This is a genomic window from Acidovorax sp. GW823-FHT02H02, from assembly GCF_058797075.1.
In genome coordinates, this window is sequence record NZ_JBXAJH010000004.1 from 253,389 (window position 1) to 268,250 (window position 14,862).

At 67.9% G+C, this 14,862-nt stretch carries 13 protein-coding genes; 9 read left to right on the plus strand and 4 right to left on the minus strand.

All coding sequences use genetic code 11. The features are described from left to right. The first annotated feature begins 123 nt into the window (after positions 1–123). From AC1RDS_RS06500 to AC1RDS_RS06515, 4 genes are all read left to right on the plus strand, one after another. Positions 124–2,205: a sodium-translocating pyrophosphatase gene (locus AC1RDS_RS06500; protein ID WP_348683426.1), complete on the plus strand. Its 2,082-nt coding sequence runs from the start codon at positions 124–126 to the stop codon at positions 2,203–2,205. A 213-nt stretch (positions 2,206–2,418) separates the two neighbouring features. Next, entirely contained in the window at positions 2,419–3,852 is a 1,434-nt protein-coding gene (locus tag AC1RDS_RS06505; protein WP_092696523.1) for an aldehyde dehydrogenase family protein, read from the plus strand. Between the two features lie 97 nt (positions 3,853–3,949). Next, complete coding sequence (locus AC1RDS_RS06510) at positions 3,950–4,558, plus strand: DUF2889 domain-containing protein (RefSeq protein ID WP_092696522.1); 609 nt, start codon at positions 3,950–3,952, stop codon at positions 4,556–4,558. Between the two features lie 98 nt (positions 4,559–4,656). Continuing rightward, positions 4,657–5,418 carry an SDR family oxidoreductase gene (locus AC1RDS_RS06515; protein ID WP_287878078.1) on the plus strand — a complete coding sequence of 254 codons (762 nt, stop codon included), beginning with the start codon at positions 4,657–4,659 and terminating at the stop codon, positions 5,416–5,418. Positions 5,419–5,463: 45 nt separating this feature from the next. On the opposite strand, the gene AC1RDS_RS06520 is transcribed toward AC1RDS_RS06515, so the two are convergent. Then, a complete protein-coding gene (locus AC1RDS_RS06520) occupies positions 5,464–6,300 on the minus strand; it encodes a type IV pili methyl-accepting chemotaxis transducer N-terminal domain-containing protein (protein WP_348683429.1) in 837 nt (278 codons plus the stop codon). 203 nt (positions 6,301–6,503) lie between these two features. Here AC1RDS_RS06520 and moaA point away from each other — a divergent pair, with 203 nt between their 5' ends. From moaA to AC1RDS_RS06540, 4 genes are all read left to right on the plus strand, one after another. After that, on the plus strand, positions 6,504–7,640 hold the full coding sequence (gene moaA, locus AC1RDS_RS06525) for a GTP 3',8-cyclase MoaA (RefSeq protein WP_348683431.1): 1,137 nt from the start codon (positions 6,504–6,506) through the stop codon (positions 7,638–7,640). Positions 7,641–7,744: 104 nt separating this feature from the next. Then, on the plus strand, positions 7,745–8,377 hold the full coding sequence (gene mobA / locus AC1RDS_RS06530; RefSeq protein WP_092696518.1) for a molybdenum cofactor guanylyltransferase MobA: 633 nt from the start codon (positions 7,745–7,747) through the stop codon (positions 8,375–8,377). Between the two features lie 46 nt (positions 8,378–8,423). After that, a complete protein-coding gene (gene moeA, locus AC1RDS_RS06535; RefSeq protein WP_092696517.1) occupies positions 8,424–9,779 on the plus strand; it encodes a molybdopterin molybdotransferase MoeA in 1,356 nt (451 codons plus the stop codon). 167 nt (positions 9,780–9,946) lie between these two features. Further along, positions 9,947–10,282 carry a thioredoxin family protein gene (locus tag AC1RDS_RS06540; RefSeq protein WP_092696516.1) on the plus strand — a complete coding sequence of 112 codons (336 nt, stop codon included), beginning with the start codon at positions 9,947–9,949 and terminating at the stop codon, positions 10,280–10,282. Between the two features lie 167 nt (positions 10,283–10,449). Here AC1RDS_RS06540 and AC1RDS_RS06545 read toward each other — a convergent pair whose 3' ends face one another. Continuing rightward, positions 10,450–11,649 (minus strand): MFS transporter, encoded by a 1,200-nt coding sequence (locus AC1RDS_RS06545; protein ID WP_431603996.1) that lies wholly within the window; start codon positions 11,647–11,649, stop codon positions 10,450–10,452. Positions 11,650–12,046: 397 nt separating this feature from the next. Here AC1RDS_RS06545 and AC1RDS_RS06550 point away from each other — a divergent pair, with 397 nt between their 5' ends. Further along, positions 12,047–12,673 (plus strand): c-type cytochrome, encoded by a 627-nt coding sequence (locus AC1RDS_RS06550; protein WP_348683434.1) that lies wholly within the window; start codon positions 12,047–12,049, stop codon positions 12,671–12,673. Between the two features lie 114 nt (positions 12,674–12,787). Here AC1RDS_RS06550 and AC1RDS_RS06555 read toward each other — a convergent pair whose 3' ends face one another. Further along, positions 12,788–14,176 carry a phenylacetate--CoA ligase family protein gene (locus AC1RDS_RS06555; protein ID WP_348683436.1) on the minus strand — a complete coding sequence of 463 codons (1,389 nt, stop codon included), beginning with the start codon at positions 14,174–14,176 and terminating at the stop codon, positions 12,788–12,790. Next, a complete protein-coding gene (locus AC1RDS_RS06560; protein WP_348683437.1) occupies positions 14,173–14,832 on the minus strand; it encodes a SagB/ThcOx family dehydrogenase in 660 nt (219 codons plus the stop codon). The genes AC1RDS_RS06555 and AC1RDS_RS06560 overlap by 4 nt, the downstream gene beginning before the upstream one ends. Between the last annotated feature and the right edge of the window lie 30 nt (positions 14,833–14,862).

The following is a 14,862-nucleotide window of genomic DNA, read 5'->3' on the forward strand; positions in this document are numbered from 1 at the left end:
CTGTAAATTGACCCTGTTGGCCAATCGACTCCGGTACGCTGGGGCACGAGGAAGCAACGCAGCGGAAGCACGCCGATGCGTTGTGTTTCCTTCCGTGCAAGTGAATATTTCAAGGAGTGACGAATGGCTGGAAATACAGCGCTGACTGCCCCTCTGATACTGGCTGTGGTGTGTGGATTGATTGCGGTGGCCTATGGCATCTGGGCCCGGGGATGGATTCTTGCCAAAGACCCCGGCAACGCCCGCATGCAGGAAATCGCCGCCGCCATCCAGGCCGGCGCCGCCGCCTATCTGGCCCGCCAGTACAAGACCATTGCCCTCGTCGGCGTGGTGCTGGCCATTCTCATCGGCATCTTCCTGGACGGCACCACGGCCGTGGGCTTCGTGGTGGGCGCAGTGCTTTCGGGCGCCTGCGGCTTCATCGGCATGAACGTGTCGGTGCGCGCCAATGTGCGCACGGCACAGGCGGCCACGCAGGGCATTGGCCCGGCGCTGGATGTGGCGTTTCGCGGCGGCGCCATCACCGGCATGCTGGTGGTGGGCCTGGGCCTCCTGGGCGTTACCGGCTTCTACTGGTTTCTGGCGGGCAACGGCAACCTCACGCCCACGGCCAAGCTGTCCGTGCTGCTCAACCCGCTGATCGGCTTTGCCTTTGGCTCGTCGCTGATCTCTATCTTTGCGCGGCTGGGCGGCGGCATCTTCACCAAGGGCGCCGACGTGGGCGCCGACCTGGTGGGCAAGGTGGAGGCCGGCATCCCCGAGGACGACCCGCGCAACCCCGCCGTGATTGCCGACAACGTGGGCGACAACGTGGGCGACTGCGCCGGCATGGCGGCGGACCTCTTCGAAACCTACGCGGTGACGCTGATCGCCACCATGGTGCTCGGCGCGCTGCTGGTGGCCACCGCCCCGGTCAACGCCGTGGTGTACCCGCTCGCGCTGGGCGCCGTGTCCATCGTGGCCAGCATCATCGGCTGCTTCTTCGTGAAGGCATCGCCCGGCATGAAGAACGTGATGCCCGCGCTGTACAAGGGCCTGGCGATTGCGGGCGTGCTGTCGCTCGTCGCGTTCTACTTCGTCACCGTCTGGATCATGCCGGACAACGCCATCACCGCCACCGGCAGCCAGATGAAGCTGTTTGGCGCCTGCGCCACGGGGCTGGTGCTGACGGCCGCGCTGGTGTGGATCACCGAGTTCTACACCGGCACGCAATACTCGCCCGTGCGGCACATCGCCCAGGCATCGACCACGGGTCACGGCACCAACATCATTGCCGGCCTGGGCGTGTCCATGCGCTCCACCGCCTGGCCGGTGATCTTTGTGTGCCTGGCCATCCTGTCGGCCTACCAGCTTGCGGGCCTGTATGGCATTGCCGTGGCGGCCATGTCCATGCTCTCCATGGCGGGCATCGTGGTGGCGCTCGATGCCTATGGCCCCATCACCGACAACGCAGGCGGCATCGCAGAAATGGCCGAGCTGCCCAGCAGCGTGCGCGATATTACCGACCCGCTCGACGCCGTGGGCAACACCACCAAGGCCGTGACCAAGGGCTACGCCATCGGCTCGGCGGGCCTGGCCGCGCTGGTGCTGTTTGCCGACTACACGCACAAGCTCGAAAGCTATGGCCGGGCCATCAGCTTTGACCTGAGCGATCCGCTCGTGATCATCGGGCTGTTCATCGGCGGCCTTATCCCCTACTTGTTCGGCGCGATGGCCATGGAGGCCGTGGGCCGCGCCGCCGGCGCCGTGGTGGTGGAGGTGCGCCGCCAGTTCAGCACCATCAAGGGCATCATGGACGGCACGGGCAAGCCCGAGTACGGCAAGGCCGTGGACATGCTGACCACCGCCGCCATCAAGGAAATGGTGATCCCCAGCCTGCTGCCCGTGGTGGTACCCGTCGTGGTGGGCCTGCTGCTGGGCCCCAAGGCGCTGGGAGGGCTGCTGATGGGCACCATCGTGACCGGCCTGTTCGTGGCGATTTCCATGTGCACCGGCGGCGGCGCCTGGGACAACGCCAAGAAGTACATCGAGGACGGCCACCACGGCGGCAAGGGCAGCGAGGCGCACAAGGCCGCCGTCACCGGCGACACGGTGGGCGACCCCTACAAGGACACCGCCGGCCCCGCCATCAACCCGCTGATCAAGATCATCAACATCGTGGCACTGCTGATCGTGCCGCTGGTCGTGAAATTCCACGGCGGCTGATTCCACCGCCGCCTCTCCCCACAGGCTCGCTGCGGCGGGCCTTTTTTGTGCCCGACAACGCCGTTTTTCAGATGATAGGCAGCACCGCCAGCGGGCAGCGATTCACCAAAACGCTATTACATCAATAGCTATAAGTGCTTTACAGACAAGCGCTGAATCCATTTTTGACATCATCCCCCGAGGAACACCTGGCTTTTACCGCACAATTTGGCCATGCCACTGCACTTCATCGCCAATGCCCCCGTTCCCTCCACCTCCGGCCGCACGATCCCGGTGATCGACCCCTCCGACGGCCAGCCGTTCGACGAGATCCAGCGCGGCACGGCCGAGGACATCGACGCCGCCGTGCGCGCGGCGCAGCAGTGCTACCACGCCGTGTGGCAGAAGATGGCGCCCGCCGACCGGGGCCGCCTGCTGCACCAGCTCTCGGCCAAGATACTGGAACACGCGGACGAGCTGAGCGCGCTGGAGCGGCGCGACTGCGGCAAGCCCACCCGCCAGGCCCGGGCCGATGCGCTGGCGCTGGCGCGCTACTTCGAGTTCTATGCCGGAGCCTGCGACAAATTGCACGGCGAGACCATCCCCTACGCCGATGGCTACAGTGTGCTCACCTGGCGCGAACCCCACGGCGTGACGGGCCACATCATTCCGTGGAACTACCCCATGCAGATCTTTGGCCGCAGCGTGGGCGGCGCGCTGGCGGCGGGCAATGTGTGCGTGGTCAAGCCGGCCGAAGATGCCTGCCTGAGCCTGATCCGCGTGGCGCAGCTGGCGGCCGAGGTGGGGTTTCCGGCGGGTGCGCTCAACATCGTTACCGGCTACGGCCACGAGGTGGGCGACGCACTGGCGCGCCACCCGGGCGTCCAGCACATCAGCTTCACCGGCAGCCCCAAGATCGGCACGCTGATCCAGCAGGTGGCCGCCGAGCGCCACTGCCCCGTGACGCTGGAGCTGGGCGGCAAAAGCCCGCAGATCATCTTTGCCGATGCCGACCTGGACGCCGCCGTGCCCGTGGTCATCAATGCCATCGTGCAGAACGCGGGGCAGACCTGCTCGGCCGGCTCGCGCGTGCTGATCGACTCGCTCATCTACGAGCCCCTGCTGGAGCGCCTGGGCCAGGCCTTTGAAGCGCTGCGCGTGGGCCCCGCCGCGATGGACCTGGACGTGGGCCCGCTGATCCGCCAGTCGCAGCAGCAGCGCGTATGGGATTTTCTGTCCGACGCGCAGGTGGCCGGCATCCCCATGGTGGCCCAGGGCCAGATCGTGGACGATGCGCCCGAAACCGGTTTCTACCAGGCCCCCACGCTGCTGCGCGATGTGCCGGTGGAGCACCGCCTGGCGCAGGAGGAAGTCTTTGGCCCCGTGCTCAGCGCGATGGCCTTCCAGGACGAGGACCATGCGGTGGAGCTGGCCAACGCCACCCAGTTTGGCCTGGTGGCCGGCATCTGGACGCGCGATGGCGCCCGCCAGTTCCGCATGGCCCGGCGCGTGCACAGCGGCCAGGTGTTCATCAACAACTACGGCGCTGCCGGCGGCGTGGAGCTGCCGTTTGGCGGCGTCAAATCGAGCGGCTACGGCCGCGAAAAGGGCCTGGAGGCGCTGCACGGCTTCACCACGCTCAAGACCGTGGCCATCCGGCACGGCTGACCCAGGCCCGCCTGTCGCGCCCGCGCAAGGCGGCGCGGCGGTGTGCCGGTAGCATGTGTTCTCGCCCTTCCTTTTTGCCCGACGGTTTCTTTTCTCCATGCCCCTGAGCCCCCCCGCCCCCCGCACCGCCCGGCACCAGCGCCGCGTCCATTACCAAGGCTTTGAACGCGACGATGGGCTGTGGGACATCGAAGGCGAGCTGCACGACAGCAAGACCTACGATGCGCCCTCGTTCCGCGAGGCCGGCCTGCGCCGCGCTGGCGAGCCCATCCACCACATGTGGCTGCGCGTCACCGTCAACCGCCAGCTGGTGGTGCAGGCCATCGACGTGGCCATGGACACCCACCCGCTCAAGGACTGTCCCCAGGCCCAGCCCGCGCTGCAATCCATGGTGGGCTGCAGCATGGCGCGCGGCTGGCGCCAGGCCATCCAGAAGAACCTGGGCGGCGTGGCCAGCTGCACCCACCTGCGCGAACTGCTGTTCAACCTGGCCACGGCAGCATTCCAGTCGGTGCCCGCGGTGTTTGCTGCCGCCAATGCGGACGAGCCGCCCCGCCACCTGGGCCAGTGCACCGGCTGGGACTTCAACGGCAACGGCGTGAAGGAATATTTTCCGCAGTTCTACCGCCGCGGCCCGGACGGTCTGACGGTGCCGGTGGGCCCGCCCCCTGCGACCGACGACGCCCGCCCCGCGCTGCAGCCCTAGCCCGTGTGGCGGGGGAACAATATGAATAAAAACAGGCGCTATCGCCTACCCCTAAAGCGCAAGCCGCTATCCAATTTATAAAGCAAGGAGACAACACCATGCGCGTGCAGCACAAATCCATCATCGTCACCGGCGCCGGCAACGGTATTGGCGAAGGCATTGCCAAGCGCCTGGCGGCTGAAGGGGGCAAGGTCATCGTGAATGACGTCAACGCAGTTGGCGGCCAGCGTGTGGTGGCCGAGATCATCGCGGCGGGTGGCACGGCGGCCTTCTTCCAGGCCGATGTGACAAAGTCCGCCGATGTCAAGGCCCTGGTCGACGAGGCCGTGCGCCTGCATGGCCGGCTGGACGTGGTGGTCAACAACGCCGGCTGGACGCACCGCAACCGCCCCATGCTGGAAGTGAGCGAGGACGAGTTCGACAAGGTCTATGCCATCAACGTCAAGAGCATCTACCTCTCGGCCATCCACGCCGTGCCCGCGATGCGCCAGGGCGGCGGCGGCAGCTTCATCAACATTGCCTCCACGGCGGGCCTGCGCCCCCGGCCGGGCCTGACCTGGTACAACGGCTCCAAGGGCGCCGTCATCACCACCAGCAAGTCGATGGCCGCCGAGCTGGGCCCCGACAACATCCGCGTGAACTGCATCAACCCCGTGTTCAACCCCGACACGGGCCTGGCCGCCGAGTTTGCGGGGGGACCGGTGGACGAAGCGCGCCGCGCGAAATTCCTGGCCACCATTCCGCTGGGCCGCTTTTCCACGGCGCTCGACGTGGCCAACGCCGCGCTGTACCTGGCCAGCGACGAGGCCGCCTTCATCAGCGGCGTGTGCATCGAGGTGGATGGGGCACGCTGCGTGTAGCAGCACACCACAGCCCCCCGGACGGCGCTGCCGGCAAGCCCCTGGCTACAGCACCTCGCGCAAGGCGGCTTCGTACAGGCCGGTGAGCCGGTCCATCACGCTCAGCAGGCGTTCGCTGGTAGTGGCCACCGCGCTCAGTCCCTGCTCGTCGGCGGGCCGGCGCAGGGCCGCCTCAAAAAACACCCACTGCGGGGCCGCCAGCTCCAGCTCGCCACGAATGGCGGGCGTGGAGACCGGTGCGGCCGTCAGGGTCTGCATGGCCTGCCGGAAATCGGCGGCATCTGCCGCCAGTTGCGCATGCACCAGCTTGGTGTCCGCCTTGGCGGCTACCAGAAAATAGTTCTTGGCCAGGCGCTGCGACAGCATGCGCTGGCGCCCGGCCAGATTCACCAGCCGCGCACTGGCCACCCGTGCCATCTTTTCGATGGACTCGGTCACCGCCTGGGCCACCAGCAGCGTGCGGTCGGACTGCTCGGACACCGCGGCCAAGGCCGCCCGCGACATGGGCGCCGCTGTCAACTGGTCGAGCCGTGCAAACTGCTTTTGCACTTCGTCCAGCTGCCGCGCCACCTCGGCGGGCCACTGGCCCGACTGCAGCCCGCGCGCCAGCTCGCCAGATCCCTGCTGCACCCGTTTGCGCGCATGGCCCAGCACGTCCCTGGCAGCCTCGGGCAGCACCTGCAAATATTGCTGGCAATACGCCTTGGCCATGCGCTGCGACAGTGCCCGAAACCATCCCGCGTGGTTGATGGCCCCCGACAGTGCCATTTGCGCCTGGGCCCCGCCGGCCCAGGTGGGCAGCAGGATGCCCGCCGCCACCCACTGCACGGCCACCCGGCGCTGGCAGGGAAGCGCTTGTGCAATCGACCTCGCATTCGTCATGTCATTTCCTTGAAACTTTGTGTGCTGCGATTGTTGTGACACACCACCTGCGCCCCCTGCGCCATGTCAAGCAACTGCCATTCGCCGGACATTGGCGGGACATTGGCGGGACGAACCCGCGTTAACCCGCTCCATTGACCCCAGTCAACCTCGCCAGCAGGGGCATGGCCTCGATGGCGGGGCCGATACGGCAGAATCACCCCATGTCTGAACGTGTGATTCCTCTGGTGGACCAACGCATCGCCGCTCTGGCGGCCAGGGTGCCCGCGCAGGCCGCCGCCCCCACCGGTCTGCTGACCGACACCCGGGACCGCCCCCTGCGCGACCTGCGCATCAGCGTGACCGACCGCTGCAACTTCCGCTGCAACTACTGCATGCCCAAGGAAGTGTTCGACAAGGACCATGCCTACCTGCCGCACAACGCCCTGCTGAGCTTTGAGGAGATCACGCGGCTGGCGCGGCTGTTTCTGGCCCACGGCGTGCGCAAGATCCGCCTGACCGGGGGCGAGCCTCTGCTGCGCAAGAACCTCGAGGAACTGGTGGCCCAGCTGGCCCGGCTGCGCACGGTGGACGGCACCGCGCCCGACCTCACCCTCACCACCAACGGCTCGCTGCTAGCGCGCAAGGCGCGGGCCCTCAAGGAGGCGGGCCTGAACCGCGTCACCGTGAGCCTCGATGGCCTGGACGACGCGGTGTTCCGCCGCATGAACGATGTGGATTTTCCGGTGGCCGATGTGCTGGCCGGCATCGAGGCGGCGCACGCGGCGGGGCTGTCGCAGATCAAGGTGAACATGGTGGTCAAGCGCGGCACCAATGACCACGAAATCCTGCCCATGGCGCGCCACTTTCGCGGCACGGGCACCACGCTGCGCTTTATCGAATACATGGATGTGGGCGCCACCAACGGCTGGCGCATGGACGAGGTGCTGCCGTCGGCCGAACTGATCGAGCGCCTGCGCGCCGAGCTGCCGCTGGTGCAGCTCAGCCCCACCAGCCCCGGCGAAACCGCCGAGCGCTGGGGCTACGCCAGCGCTGCTGGCCAGCACGACCAGGCCCTGGGCGAAGTGGGCGTGATCAGCAGCGTGACGCAGGCCTTCTGCGGCGACTGCAACCGCGCGCGCCTTTCCACCGAAGGCCGGCTGTACCTGTGCCTTTTTGCCACCCAGGGCTACGACCTGCGCAGCCTGCTGCGCGGCGGCGCCAGCGACGAGGCCATTGCATCGGCCATCGCGCCCATCTGGCAGCAACGCACCGACCGCTATTCGGAGCTGCGCAGCAGCCTGCCGGCCGACACCACGCAGGGCGCGCGCCGGGTGGAAATGAGCTACATCGGCGGATGAGATGCAACAATCCCCTGAGCGACTTCACCGCTTCCCCCATCTCTTGCGCTGCGCGCGGGCAGGGGGACGCAGCCCTCGCTGAATCGGCAACGACCATCAAAGACATGATTGAAACGAACGACATCACCGGCCTCGTGCTGGCCGGCGGTCGCGGCTCCCGCATGGGCGGCGTGGACAAGGGCCTGCAGAATTTTCGTGGCCTGCCGCTGGCGCTGCACACGCTGATGCGCCTGCAGATGCAGGTGGGCGCCACCATGGTCAACGCCAACCGCAACCTGGCCGCCTACGAGGCCTTTGGCGCACCCGTGTGGCCCGACGTGATTGCCGACTATGCCGGCCCGCTGGCGGGCTTTCTGACCGGGCTGGAGCGCTGCGAAACCCCGTGGCTGCTCACCGTGCCCTGCGACACCCCGCTGTTTCCGCTGGACCTGGCGGCACGGCTGGCGGCCGCTGCGGACGCCCAAGGGGCCGACATCGCCATGGCCGCCGCCCCCGAGGACGATGGCGCGGGCGGCACCGCCGTGCGCACCCAGCCCGTGTTCTGCCTGCTGCGTGTGGACCTGCTCGAAAGCCTGGTCGCCTTCACCCAGGCCGGTGGCCGCAAGATCGACGCCTGGACCGCACAGCACCCGCATGTGGTGGTGCCCTTCGACCAGCCGGGCGACGACCCGCTGGCCTTCTTCAACGCCAACACGCTGGACGAGCTGCACCGCCTTGAAAGCGCCGGCATTCCCTGACCGGGTGCACCGGTTGCACCCCCACCCGCTCAGCGCGAACGCACCCATGAAAACCATTGCACAGATTGCCGCCGAACTGCAGGGCTACGACCCCCAGGCACTCAGTGCCGACCAGGTGTCGGCCTTTCTGGAACAGCTGGTGCAGCCGGTCACGGCCACCGAAGAGATCGGCATTTTCGAGGCCCTGGGCCGCGTGCTGGCACGCGACGTGGTCTCGCCCCTGAGCGTGCCGCCCCACGACAACTCGGCCATGGACGGCTACGCCTTTGCCGGTGCGCAACTGGTGGCGGGCCAGCCGCTCACGCTGCGCGTGGTGGGCACGGCGCTGGCGGGCAAGGCCTGGACCGGCACCGTGGGCGCGGGCGAATGCCTGAAGATCATGACCGGCGCCATCATGCCCCCGGGCCTGGACACCGTGGTGCCGCAGGAGTTCACCACCGCCGCCGATGGCGACCACATCACCATTGCCGCCAACGTGCTGCGCCTGGGCGACAACCGCCGCTTCAAGGGCGAAGACCTCATGGAAGGCGGTGTGGCGCTATCCAAAGGAGCGCTGCTGGCTCCTGCCGCGCTGGGGCTGGTGGCCAGTCTGGGGCTGAAAACCGTGGCGGTGTACCGCCGCCTGCGCGTGGCCTATTTTTCCACCGGCGACGAAATCCTGAGCCTGGGCGAGCCGCCCCGCGAAGGCGCGGTGTACGACAGCAACCGCTACACCGTGTTCGGCCTGCTCACGCGGCTGGGCGTGGAGGTGATCGACCTGGGCGTAGTGCCCGACACCCCCGCCCTGCTGGAGGCCGCCTTCCGCGATGCCGCGCAGCGGGCCGACGCCATCATCACCAGTGGCGGCGTGAGCGTGGGCGAGGCCGACCACACGCGCACCATGATGAAGCAGCTCGGTGACGTGGCTTTCTGGCGCATCGCCATGCGCCCCGGCCGGCCCATGGCCGTGGGACGCATTGCCAGCGCAGGTTTTCAGAAAAAAGAGGCCTCCAGCGCAGATGCAGAAAGCACTGACAGCTATCAGAACGATACTGGCAAAGCCGCCACCGGTGCCGTTCTTTTCGGCCTACCCGGCAACCCCGTGGCGGTCATGGTGACCTTTCTGGCCTTTGTGCGCCCCGCCCTGCTGCGCATGATGGGCAGCACCCGCCCGGCCCCGCCGCTGCTGCGCGCCGTGAGCACCGAGGTCCTCCGCAAGAAGGCCGGCCGCACCGAATACCAGCGTGGCACCGTCACCACCGCTGCCGACGGCACGCTGCAGGTCTGCACCACGGGCAACCAGGGTTCAGGCGTGCTCAGCTCCATGGTGCAGGCCAACGGCCTGATCGTGCTGCACCACGGCCAGGGCAACGTGGCCGTGGGCGACACGGTGGATGTGATGATGTTCGACGGAGTAATTTGAGCCCCCCCTGTGTCGCTTCGCGCCTTCCCCCGAGGGGGACGACGCCCTCGCTGCGGGGCGGCCCTTGCTCGGCGTCCCTGGCAGGTGACGCGCCAGTTGCGCGCCGAGCGGGCGACGCGCAGCACAATGGGTTTCGTATCTGCCCTCTTCTTGAAATCATTGAGCCTATGCCCTACGCCGCCCAACACCTTGCACAAGCACCCACCCGCGCCGAAGTGGACCGCCTGCCCGGCGCCACCGTGCTCGAATTCGGCACCCCCTGGTGCGGCCACTGCCAGCGCGCCCAGCCCCTCATCGAGCAGGCCCTGCGCGACCGGACGGATATGGCCCACATCAAGGTGGAAGACGGCCCCGGCCAGCGCCTGGGCCGCAGCTTTGGCGTGAAGCTCTGGCCCACCCTGGTGCTGCTGCGCGATGGACAAGAGTTGGCGCGTGTGGTGCGGCCCCAGGACGCCCTGACCATGGAACAGCTGCTTGGCGCAGACCGGCCGGCACCGGGCTGATTTTCATGGTGTCCTGCACCGCCAGCGACCCATGAAACAGACGCAGCCCAGGCCAGGGCAGCCAAGCAAGGGCCGCCCCGCAGCAAGGGCTGCGTCCCCCTGCCCACAGCGCGCAGCGGTGCGAGAGCGGGGGGAAGCGGCAACGCCGCTCAGGGGGGTGTCTCGCTTCAAGCCTGCTCGATCACCGGGGTGCGCTGGGCCAGCCAGGCCAGCACGCCGGTCAACGCCGCCATCGCCCCGCAGAAAACCACGATGGCCACCCGCAGGCCCAGGTGGTCCGACAGCCAGCCCACGCCCAGAATGGGCACGATGGTGCCCAGATAGCCCACCACCAGGTAGGTGGACAGCAGCCCGGACCGGTTCTCGGGGCCCGCCACCTTGTTCACGATGGCAATGCCTGCCAGGTTCACCAGGCCATGGCCTGCGGCGGTACTGAGCACGCTCAGCACGAACAGCAGCGGCAGGTTGGTGTAGGTGGTGGCAATCAGCAGCAGATTGCAGGCCGCCAGCAGCCCCAGCCCGGCGATGGCGCAGGTCTTGGTGTGCACCGGCCGGGCCAGCCACTGAAAGCCGGCCGAGAGAAACAGGATCATGGCAATCGACAGGCCACTCACGGCCGGCCCGTGCCAGGGCACCATGTGCGCCATGAAGCTCGGTGCCAGCGACGCATACAGGCCAAAGATGCCGAAGGTGCTGAACGCCCCCAGGCTGGCAATCAGGAACGGGCGCCGCAGGGTGGGTTGCGGCAGGGTGATGCGCGGCAGCCAGTCGCCCAAGGCCAAAGGCTGCTGCACCGCGGCCGCACCCGGTGAAGCCCGTTGCACCTGGTACAGGGCATAAATGGCCAGCACCCCCAGCACCACGCTGGGCGCATAGGCCGTCACCAGCGGCAGCGGCACCCACTGCGCCATCAGGCCGCCCACCAGCGGCCCCAGGCCAAAACCCAGCGCCATGGCAAAACTGGTCATGGCCGAGGCGCGCATCACGTTGCGGCTGCGGTTGAGCTGCGTGAGGCCGATCGAGGCCGAGGTGGTGATCATTCCCGATGCAACGCCGATCAGCACACGGCTGACCACGAACGACGCCACGCTCCAGGCCAGCGCCGACAGCAGCACGCCGGCCGTGACCAGCACCAGGCCATGGCGCAACACGGGCAGAAATCCGAACCGGTCGCTCAGCCGCCCCAGGAACAGCAGGCTGGCCAGCGCCCCAAACATGTAGGCCACGTAGATGCCCGTGATGTGGCTGGGCTGCAGGCCCCAGTGGGCCTGGTACAGCGGGTACAGCGGGCTGGCCAGGGCGGTGCCCATGACACCCACGCACATGGCAAAACAGACCCAGGCAAATGGAGGCCAATGGCGTGGCATAAATGGTAGGCCGACCGGCCGCGAGAGGGCCGTGTTGGCGAAAAAATGGACGGGGGAAAAACGGCAAAAGCCGCATGCGACCCAGGGGCGCACACGGCTTTCTCAGGCTCCAGGGTTGCATCCGATGGGGTGCAAAGCAGCCACAACGGTGCATTCCCGGGCGGTCATTTTACGAAGAACACCCCCAAGCGCGCCTGCGCCGCAGGCCCCGCCCCTACCGGCAGGCGTGCCATTGCCTGCCCCGGGCGCCGGCTGCACCCCCTCCCCCGCCCAAAGCACACTCTTTGATCCAACCCCGCCTGCGCGTGCGAACGGTGGTGAACCCCGGGCCTAGAATGACCTTTTCAATAAAGTGGTTATCGCCATGCTCCTGCGCACAGCTCTGACGATCGGATGGATGGCTGCACTCGTGGTCCCGCCCGTGGTGGCCCAGCAAGCCAAGGCCCGCGCCACCGCCAACGTGGATCTGGACGCGCGCTTCAAGGAAGCGCAAACCAGTGCACCGCTGGCCGATCACCTCTACAAGGTGGGCCGCAAGGTGGCCGCCGTGTGCGCCCATTGCCATGGCGAAGGCGGCACCAGCACCAAGCCGTCCATTCCCAACCTGGCCGGCCAGAATCCGGCCTATCTGCTGGAGCAGATGCGGCAGTTTGCCGACGGCCGCCGGCGCAACGAATTCATGGAAGGCATGATCCGCGCCATGAACAGCGACGAAAAAATCGGCATGGTGCTGTTCTATGCAGCACAGCCAGTGGCCCACCAGACCACCGCCAGCCCCGCACTGACCGCCAAGGGGCAGGCCTATTTCGAGAAAACCTGCTTTCGCTGCCATGGCGCTGCAGGCCGGGGGAACGAGCAGATTGCCCGCATCGCCGGGCAGCAGCCCGACTACCTGCGCATGACCCTGCACCGCTACCGAGAAGATACGGGGGCGCGCACCGGTTCCATCATGACCCCCAACACCAGGCAGATGTCGGATGCCGACATCGAAGCGGTGGTGGCCTATGTGTCGTCCATGCCTTGAACGCCGTTTCATACGGTCTTGCCTCCAAACGTATCACTTCGTTGGTTCGCCTTGCCGTGCTAGAGCACTGTCTGCGGCTTCCCGCCTAGTTATCCGCTTGAATACAAGACCGTATCAGACACAACAAGCCATGATGCGGCAGGCCTTGCCGCTGCGCCCGCGTGGCACGGGCAGGTCCAGTTCCTGCAGCACCCGCAGCCGCGGCAGGCCCTGGGCCCTGGCAAAGGCCTTGAGCGCCTTGCAGCCGCGCTCCATGGCCGCCTGCCCGGCCTCGCCCGCCACGGGCAGGCGCAGCACCAGCGTGTGCGCGTCCTGCTGGCGCAGGTAGAAATCAAACACGCCCGCGTCGTCCTCCAGCACCGTGGACAAGGCCAGCGGCAACAGCGTTACCGGCCGCCCGCCCGGCCCTGCCATGTGCAACAGATCGTCGTGGCGCCCCTGCACCACCATCACCGGCAAGGGTGAACCACAGCCGCAGCGCCCGGCCTGCAGCGTCACCTGGTCACCCAGGTCGTAGCGGATGAGGGGCTGAACGGTGTTGGCCAGATTGGTCAGCAGCACGCTGCAGGCGGCATGGCCCACCGGCACGGGGCGGTGGTGCTCATCCACGGGCTCCAGGATCACCCAGTCGGCGTTCAGGTGCATCTGGCCGTGGGCGCACTCCCAGCCCATGGAGAGGAACTCCGAGGCGCCATAGCTGTTGCGCACCACGGCGCCCAGCGCCCGTTCGATGTGCGCGCGCACGGCCGGACTCAGCGATTCACCGCCGGTCCAGACCTCGTGCGGCGCGATGCGCAAGGCACCCCGGTCCGCCTCGTCGGCCAGCAGCGCGGCCGCGGTGGGGTAGGTGGCCAGCACCGTGGGTGCAAAATCATTCAGGGCGGCCACCAGCTCGGGTGCGGACTCCTGGATGGAAAAACTGCGGATGCGCCCCGCCAGCCACGGGTTGAGGGTGCGCAGCCGCTGCACCGAGACATAGCTGGCGAAATGCCCGCTGGTCGCCCCCACGAAGGCAATGCGCTCGGACAGGCACAGCGGGTCCAGCCAGCGCAGCAGGGGGCGCGGCGTGCTGCGGCGCAGCGCCTCCAGCGCGTCGTACACGGCCATGGCCTGTGCGTCCTGCACAAAGATGCCCGGCTGGCCGCTGGTGCCCGAGCTTTCCCACACCATGTAGCGGCCCTGCCAGGGCGTGGCGATGCGCGCCGGGTCGGCGGTGAAGGCGCGCAGCGCATGGAGCGTGAGGCACGGGTCGGTCACCCAGTCGTCAAAGCGCGCCATCAGCTGGTGGCGTGTGACCACCGGCAAATCCTGCAACGGCGTGCGGGCCGAGGTGCCTGCGGGCAGCAGCTCGCGGTACAGGCGCGCGCCCTTGAGCGCGGCCTCCAGCAGCCGCGCCAGCCGCGCCTGCTGGCGCCGCGCCAGGCCCTGCACCGAATCGTGGTTGGCCGCCATCACCTCCAGCGACACCGCCGACAGGCGCAGCGGGTCGAACACGGTGCTCATGGCGGCGCCGCCCCGGCCGGCCAGCCCACGGTTTGCGCCAGCAGCACCTGCTGGTTGGTGCCCAGGCCCATGGCCTGCGCCAGTGCGGTGCGGTCCAGCCAGGCGCGGATGACGGTGGCCAGCCCGGTGGATGCGGCCTGCAGATAGACGTTTTGCGCCATGGCACCCGCCGCGGCTGCGGCGTAGGTGCTGCGCTGTTCGGCCGGCACCAGCTTCATGCGTGCATGGTCGGCCACATAGACGAGATCGAGCGGCGCGCTGTCCACAAAGTCCTGGTAGCCCGTGACGCGCCGTACATCGGCGACCACCGTGCGCTGCAGTGCGTGGGTCTGGGGGTCGTAGAGGTACAGGCCTTCGGGCAGGGCTACGTACAGGTCCACCTCCTGCGCGTTCATGGCGCTCGGCGCCGTGCGCCCGCCGCTGTCGTGCCGGTTGACGCCCGCCGCAGCCCACAGCAGGTCCGACAGCACCGGCATTGGCAGCGCCACGGGATCGAATTCGCGCTGCGACTGCCGCCGGGCCAGCGCCTGCATGAGCGGCATGCCGCCGTCGCACCGCGGCGGGGGCAAGGCCAGCACCGGACTGCCATCGCCCGTGGGGGGCTCGGGGCGCAGCTGCCCCATCAGCCCCAGCGCCATCTTGGTCAGCGGGTTCACGTTCACTCCTGTGCAGAGTTCCACCGGCCG